The sequence below is a fragment of the Saccharopolyspora mangrovi genome (assembly GCF_035320975.1).
GTDB classification, from domain to species: domain Bacteria; phylum Actinomycetota; class Actinomycetes; order Mycobacteriales; family Pseudonocardiaceae; genus Saccharopolyspora; species Saccharopolyspora mangrovi.
On record NZ_JAWLNX010000042.1, the window covers coordinates 21,398 to 27,572 of the forward strand.

6 protein-coding genes are annotated in these 6,175 nt (G+C 69.2%); 3 read left to right on the forward strand and 3 right to left on the reverse strand.

All coding sequences use genetic code 11. From position 1 onward, the window contains the following. Nucleotides 1-2: 2 nt before the first annotated feature. Together R4I43_RS33490 and R4I43_RS33495 are read right to left on the reverse strand one after the other, a co-directional pair. A complete protein-coding gene (locus R4I43_RS33490) occupies nt 3-1,505 on the reverse strand; it encodes an amino acid permease (protein ID WP_324269745.1) in 1,503 nt (500 codons plus the stop codon). 125 nt (nt 1,506-1,630) lie between these two features. Beyond that, nucleotides 1,631-2,014: a hypothetical protein gene (locus tag R4I43_RS33495; RefSeq protein WP_324269746.1), complete on the reverse strand. Its 384-nt coding sequence runs from the start codon at nt 2,012-2,014 to the stop codon at nt 1,631-1,633. A 394-nt stretch (nt 2,015-2,408) separates the two neighbouring features. Between R4I43_RS33495 and R4I43_RS33500 the strand changes: the two genes are divergently transcribed. Then, the gene (locus R4I43_RS33500; protein ID WP_324269747.1) at nt 2,409-2,777 is read left to right on the forward strand and encodes a hypothetical protein; all 369 of its coding nucleotides are present in this window, start codon (nt 2,409-2,411) and stop codon (nt 2,775-2,777) included. Here the strand turns inward: R4I43_RS33500 and R4I43_RS33505 are convergent. Continuing rightward, nucleotides 2,725-3,504 (reverse strand): cupin domain-containing protein, encoded by a 780-nt coding sequence (locus tag R4I43_RS33505; RefSeq protein ID WP_324269748.1) that lies wholly within the window; start codon nt 3,502-3,504, stop codon nt 2,725-2,727. The two genes, R4I43_RS33500 and R4I43_RS33505, sit on opposite strands and share 53 nt — an antisense overlap. Nucleotides 3,505-3,591: 87 nt before the next feature. Between R4I43_RS33505 and R4I43_RS33510 the strand changes: the two genes are divergently transcribed. Then, nucleotides 3,592-4,539 (forward strand): D-2-hydroxyacid dehydrogenase family protein, encoded by a 948-nt coding sequence (locus R4I43_RS33510; protein ID WP_324269749.1) that lies wholly within the window; start codon nt 3,592-3,594, stop codon nt 4,537-4,539. A gap of 109 nt (nt 4,540-4,648) precedes the next feature. Next, entirely contained in the window at nt 4,649-5,962 is a 1,314-nt protein-coding gene (locus R4I43_RS33515) for an MFS transporter (RefSeq protein ID WP_324269750.1), read from the forward strand. The last annotated feature ends 213 nt before the right edge of the window (nt 5,963-6,175 follow it).

Below are 6,175 nucleotides of genomic sequence, written 5' to 3' on the forward strand. Positions count from 1 at the left end.
CATCAGTCGGCTTCCTCCGCGGCCTGCTCGATGGTCTCGCCCCGGGCGAGGCGGCTGCGGTGCTTGCTGTAGACGAAGTAGAGGACCAGGCCGAGGGCCATCCAGATGCCGAAGCGCAGCCAGGTCCAGCCCTCGAGGTTGAGCATCAGGTACAGGCAGGCCAGCGCGGCCAGGATCGGGATCACCGGCACCAGCGGGACGCGGAACGCGCGCGGCAGGTCCGGGCGCGTCCGGCGCATCACCAGCACGCCGATCGAGACCAGCACGAACGCGAACAGGGTGCCGATGTTGGTCATCTCGGCGAGCACGTCGATCGGCGTCAGCGAGGCGATGATCGCGACCACGACACCGGTGATCACCGTGATCCGGTACGGGGTGCGGTACTTGGAGTGCACCTTCGCGAAGTACACCGGCAGCAGCCCGTCGCGGGCCATCGCGAAGCCGACGCGGGCCTGCCCGAGCATGAGGATCAGGATGACGGTGGTCAGACCGGCGATGGCGCCCAGCGACACCAGCCCGACCGCCCACGGTGCCCCGATGGCCTGGAAGGCGGTGGCCATCGGCGCGGCGGTTTCCAGCTGGTCGTACTTGACGATGCCGGTCATCACCAGCGACACGAGCACGTAGAGGATCGAGCAGATGGCCAGCGAGCCGAGGATGCCGATCGGCATGTCGCGCTGCGGCCTGCGGGTCTCCTCGGCGCCGCTGGCGACGATGTCGAAGCCGATGTAGGCGAAGAACACCAGCGCGGCACCCGCGACCAGACCGCTGACGCCGAACGAGCCGGTGCTGCCGAAGATCGCGTTGACCACCGGTTCGTCCAGCACCGATCCACCGGCGCTGGGGTCCGGCGGCTGGTGCGGCGGGATGAACGGGTCCCAGTTGGCGGCCTTGACGAAGAACGCGCCGAAGATGATGAAGAACAGCACCACGACCAGCTTGATCGCCACGACCACGTTGGTCACCGCCGCGCTGAGCCGGATGCCGACCACCAGCACCACGGTCAGCAGCAGCGCGATGATCGCCGCGGGCAGGTTCATCGCTCCGCCCGCGCCCGGTGCGGCGGTCAGCGCTTCGGGCAGCGCCAGGCCGATCGAGCTGAGCGCTTCGACGAAGTACTGCGACCAGCCCACCGACACGGTGGAGGCGCCGATGACGAACTCCAGCATCAGGTCCCAGCCGATGATCCAGGCCAGGAACTCGCCGAGCGAGGCGTAGGAGAACGTGTAGGCGGACCCGGCGACGGGCACCACCGACGCGAACTCGGCGTAGCACAGGGCTGCGAGCCCGCAGGCGATGCCGGAGATGACGAAGGAGATCGAGATGCCCGGCCCGGCGTCGGTGGCCGCCGCGACGCCGGTGAGCACGAAGATCCCGGTCCCGATGATGGCACCGATTCCGATGCCCAGGAGATCGATCGCCCCGAGAACGCGGCGCAGCCGGAATTCCGGTGCCTCAGCGTCCTGGATCGATTGCTCCACCGACTTGACCCGCATGATCGACATCGCTGGCCTCCCCGGACGGTCCAGACGAACCTCCGCCAAGCATGGTGACTCCGGTCACACAACGCAATCCTGCGAGGGCGAACACCGCAGTTTTCGCCCGGACGAATCCCGCGGTTCGCGACCCGTCAGCGCTGCTTGGTGTGCTCGTTGAGGGCTTCGAGGGCCGAGGTCTTGGTCTCCTGGTCGACCGACTCGGCGTCGGCTTCCGGCGGCGCCACGGGTTCGAGGTCGGGGCGGGTCGGCTCGCGGCGCTCGGCGACCGGCTGGAACCGGGGGTGCGACGGCGGTGCCGGCGGCATCGGCCTGCGCGGAACCGGCCTGGGCTGGCTGGCGCTGATGTAGAGGCCTTGCAGCAGCAGCACCACGATTCCCACTGCTAGGGCGGTCACGGCCAGGTAGAGGGCGTTGCGGTCGCCGTCGAACCACCACAGCGCGCCCGCGACTCCGCAGGCGACGCCGGCGATGATCGCCAGCAGGTGGAAGAGCAGGTGGACGGGGTAGCCCCGCACGGCGGACACCTCCCCGAGATGCAGCGCGGCGTGGGAAAAGGTCTTTGCGTCAACACGCGCGCCGGTCGTGGCGGGTTGCCCGCCGACCGGCCTGGAGCGCGGTGGACTGCGCGATCGATGGTAGCTCCGGTGAGCGTTCGATTGCCCGATCAACGATCGTCCGCAGTACCGGATCGATCCGAGACCGGCTCGTTTTCACCCGTTGGGGCGATCGGGGCGCGACGCGTCCGGTGTTCAAGGCGGCCCGGCCCTACCGTGGAAATCAACAGGCCACAGTGGATCCGCGCGGCACCGGACGGATCGGGAGCGAGACGGCCGACCCGGCCGGGGTACCGGGTGACGTCGCGCGATCTTCCGGTGGGTGCGGACCGGCTACGTTTCGGGGGTGTTGCCGGTGCTGAATTCGTTGACCGGGTTCGGAGTGGCGGCGAGCGTCGGAATCGGGATGGTTCTGGGGTTCTCGATCGTGATGTCGTGGGTGGAACGCGGCATGCTCGGTTCCGGCACGCCTCGCCGAGGCAGGCATCGCGAGCGCGACGGCCTCGCCGCCGTCTACCGGAAGCGCCGCGCGGCGCTGCTGGCCCGCGGAACGTCGCTGCCCGCGGTGGCCGCCGCCGTCGAGACGATGCGCCGCCCGCGCAGCCGCGTGGTCTCCGCGGGAGGGCCAGGCGCGATGCGCCGCCCGGGAGCCCGGCACGCTTTCGACCGGCCTACAGCACCTCGAAATCGGCGAAGTCGAACCCCGGCGAGACCACGCACGTGACCAGCGACTCCACCGTGGCCGCCGCGGACGCGCACTGCCACGTCCCGGCCGGGATCACCGCCTGCGGCTGCTGACCTGCGCCCGCTCCCAGCACCACCTGCTCGGGGTGCTCGGACGGGCTAGCGCCGGTGCCGCCCAGGTAGAGCGACAGCGGGCCGCCCCGGTGCCACAGCCACACCTCGTCGGAGGCGACCAGGTGCCACTGCGAGCGCTGGCCCGGCGGCAGCAGGAAGTAGATCGCGGTCGCGGTCGGGCGAGTTCCGTTGGCGGTCTCGACCTGGACGTCGCTGGCCCAGGTGCGCCGGAACCAGCCGCCCTCGGGGTGCGGGAGCAGGTCGAACTCCTCGGCGGTGCGGCTGCGCGACTCCAGCGCCAGGAAGTTGCCCTTGACGTCGCGGCGCGCGTAGCGGATGCCGATCACCGCGTCGCGGTCCAGCGGGCCGTAGACGTGCGGGAACAGCACGTCCCCGGACACCCCGGGCGGCGGCGCCGGATCGGCGGCCTCCCAGCGCACCGGTGCCGACAGCTTCGCCTGGTCCAGCTCCACGGCGACCATCGGCTCCTCGACGTGGCTGTAGAGGTTGTTGGCCACGGCCAGCGTGGTGGAGACGTCGGGGGAGCAGTGCACGAAGCCCTGCGAGTGCAGGCTCGCGGCGGAGATGGGCTGGTCGCGGTCGTGGTGGAAAGTGCTGAGCGGCAGCAGGTGCAGCAGGGGTGATCCGGTCACGTGTCCCAGTCTCTCGCGCATGCCGGGTCGGACGCGATCTTCTGCGTAGGATTTTCGCCGGACGGGTCAGCGGGAGCGGAGGTTGACATGCGGATCGCGGTGCTCGACGACTACCAGGACGTCGCCCGGAGCTACGCCGACTGGGGGTCGCTGGACGTCGAGGTGTTCACCGAGCACATCGGCGACACCGACGAGCTGGTGGCGCGGCTGGAGCCGTTCGAGGTGATCGCGGCGATGCGCGAGCGCACCCCCTTCCCGCGCGCTGTGCTCACCCGGTTGCCGAACCTGAAGCTGCTGGTCACCACGGGTATGCGCAACGCCTCCATCGACCTGGACGCCGCGCGCGAGCAGGGCGTGGTGGTGTCCGGGACCGGCAGCGGCACCGGCTGGGGCGCGACCTCCGAGCTGGCGTGGGGGCTGATCTTCGCGCTGCTGCGCGACATCCCCGGCCAGGACCGGCAGATCCGCTCGGGCGGCTGGCAGACCGGTGTCGGCGTCGAGCTCGGTGGCAAGACGCTCGGCGTGCTCGGGCTGGGACGGCTCGGCTCGCAGGTCGCCGCGGTCGGGCGGGCCTTCGGCATGGACGTGATCGCCTGGAGCACCAACCTCACCGAGCAGCGCGCTGCCGAGGCCGGGGCGCGGCTGGTCGGCAAGGAGCAGCTGTTCGCCGAGTCCGACGTGCTCAGCGTCCACCTGGTGCTCGGGGAGCGGACGAGGGGCCTGGTCGGGGCGGCCGAGCTGGCGCTGATGAAGCCCACCGCGTTCCTGATCAACACCTCGCGCGGTCCCATCGTCGACGAGGCCGCGCTGCGCTCGGCGCTGCACGAGGGCCGGATCGCCGGCGCGGGCATCGACGTCTACGGCACCGAGCCGCTGCCCGCCGACGACCCGTGGCGAAGCACCCCGCGCACCGTGCTGACACCGCACATCGGCTACGTCACCGACGACACCTACCAGGCGTTCTTCACCGAGACCGTGGAGGACGTCCACGCCTTCGCGCAGGGGAGCCCGATCCGGGTCCTCAACGCGGGCTGAGTGGACGTTCGTTCTCCGAAAACCGTTGTTGATTCCCCCTTGACTCCGATCGAGACGGACATCACAGTCATACCAACCGGTCGGTCTGACGAGACAAGGGAGTCTGTCCATGACTGCGAACGAGCCACCCAGAACGCCGAGGAAGCTGCTCGGTGCAGCGCTGATCGCCAGCTCGATTGAGTGGTACGACTTCTTCATCTACGCCACCGCGGCGGCACTGGTGTTCGGCAAGCTGTTCTTCCCAGGTGCCACGCCCCTGGTCGGCGTGCTGCTGTCCTTCGCCACGTTCTGGGCCGGGTTCATCGCCCGCCCCATCGGCGGACTGATTTTCGGTCACCTCGGCGACAAGATCGGCCGCAAACCAGCCGTCGTCACCTGCCTGATCCTGATGGGGGCGGCGACGTTCCTGATCGGCGTGCTGCCCAGCGCGAACACCATCGGCGTCGCGGCCCCGATCCTGCTGGTGACGCTGCGGTTCCTGCAGGGCATCGCGGTCGGCGGGCAGTGGGGCGGCATCGTGCTGCTGCTGACAGAGAACAGCGCCAGCGGCAAGCGCGGCATGGCCGGCACGTTCGGTCAGATGGGCGTGCCGTTCGGCGTCATCTTCGGCAACGTCGCGTTCCTGGCAGTGGGCGCGCTGATGAGCCAGGAGGCGTTCATCTCGTGGGGCTGGCGCCTGCCGTTCCTGTTCAGCGCGGTGCTGGCACCCGTCGTGCTCTACATCCAGCTCAAGATCGAGGACACCCCGGTGTTCCAGGAACTGCAGGAACGCCAGGAGAAGAAGGTCGTCAAGGCACCGCTGATGGAGGTCCTGCGCGACCACAAGCGCAGCGTGCTGCTGGGCGCCGGCCTGCTGTTCGCCACCAACACGTTCTTCTACATCGGCATCTCGGGCCTGCTCGACTACGGCACCCGCGAGCTCGGCCTGCCGCGCCAGCAGCTGCTCGGAGTCACGCTGCTGACCTCGCTGGTCGGCATCTTCGTGATCTTCTTCTCCGGATCCTGGTCCGACAAGCTGGGCCGACGCCCGATGATCCTGATCGGCGCCGGGATGCTCGCGCTGTGGTCGTTCCCGTTCTTCTGGCTGATCGACACCGCGTCGATCTGGCTCATCGCGCTGGCCGGGTGCGTCGGCAGCATCGGGCAGAGCATGACCTACGGCCCGCTCGCCGCCTACCTCAGCGAGCTGTTCGACCCCACGGTCCGCTACTCGGGCGCCTCACTGGCCTACCAGCTGGCGGCGATCCTGGTCAGCGGCGGGACCCCGTTCATCATGACCGCGCTGCTCGCGGCCACCGGCACCTCGGCCTCGGTCTCGGTGTTCCTGCTCGCGATGTCGGCGTGCACCTTCGCGGCGGCCTACTACCTCCGCGAAACCCACACCAAGCAACCCGCCACGGCCCAAACCCCGGCCGAAGCCTGACGAGACACCGCCCGCACCAGGGACTTCGCGATTTCCATTGAGATCAGGACTCCGATTTCCATGGAAACCGCGTTCCCGACTTCCATTGAGGTGATCTCAGTGGAGTGAGGTGGCGGTAGGCCTGGGAGATGTGGGCGTGGGGTCCTGGTAGAAGAAGGTCTCACCACAAGATCATCTTCACGGAACCAGGACCCCACGTGATCACCTATCGTG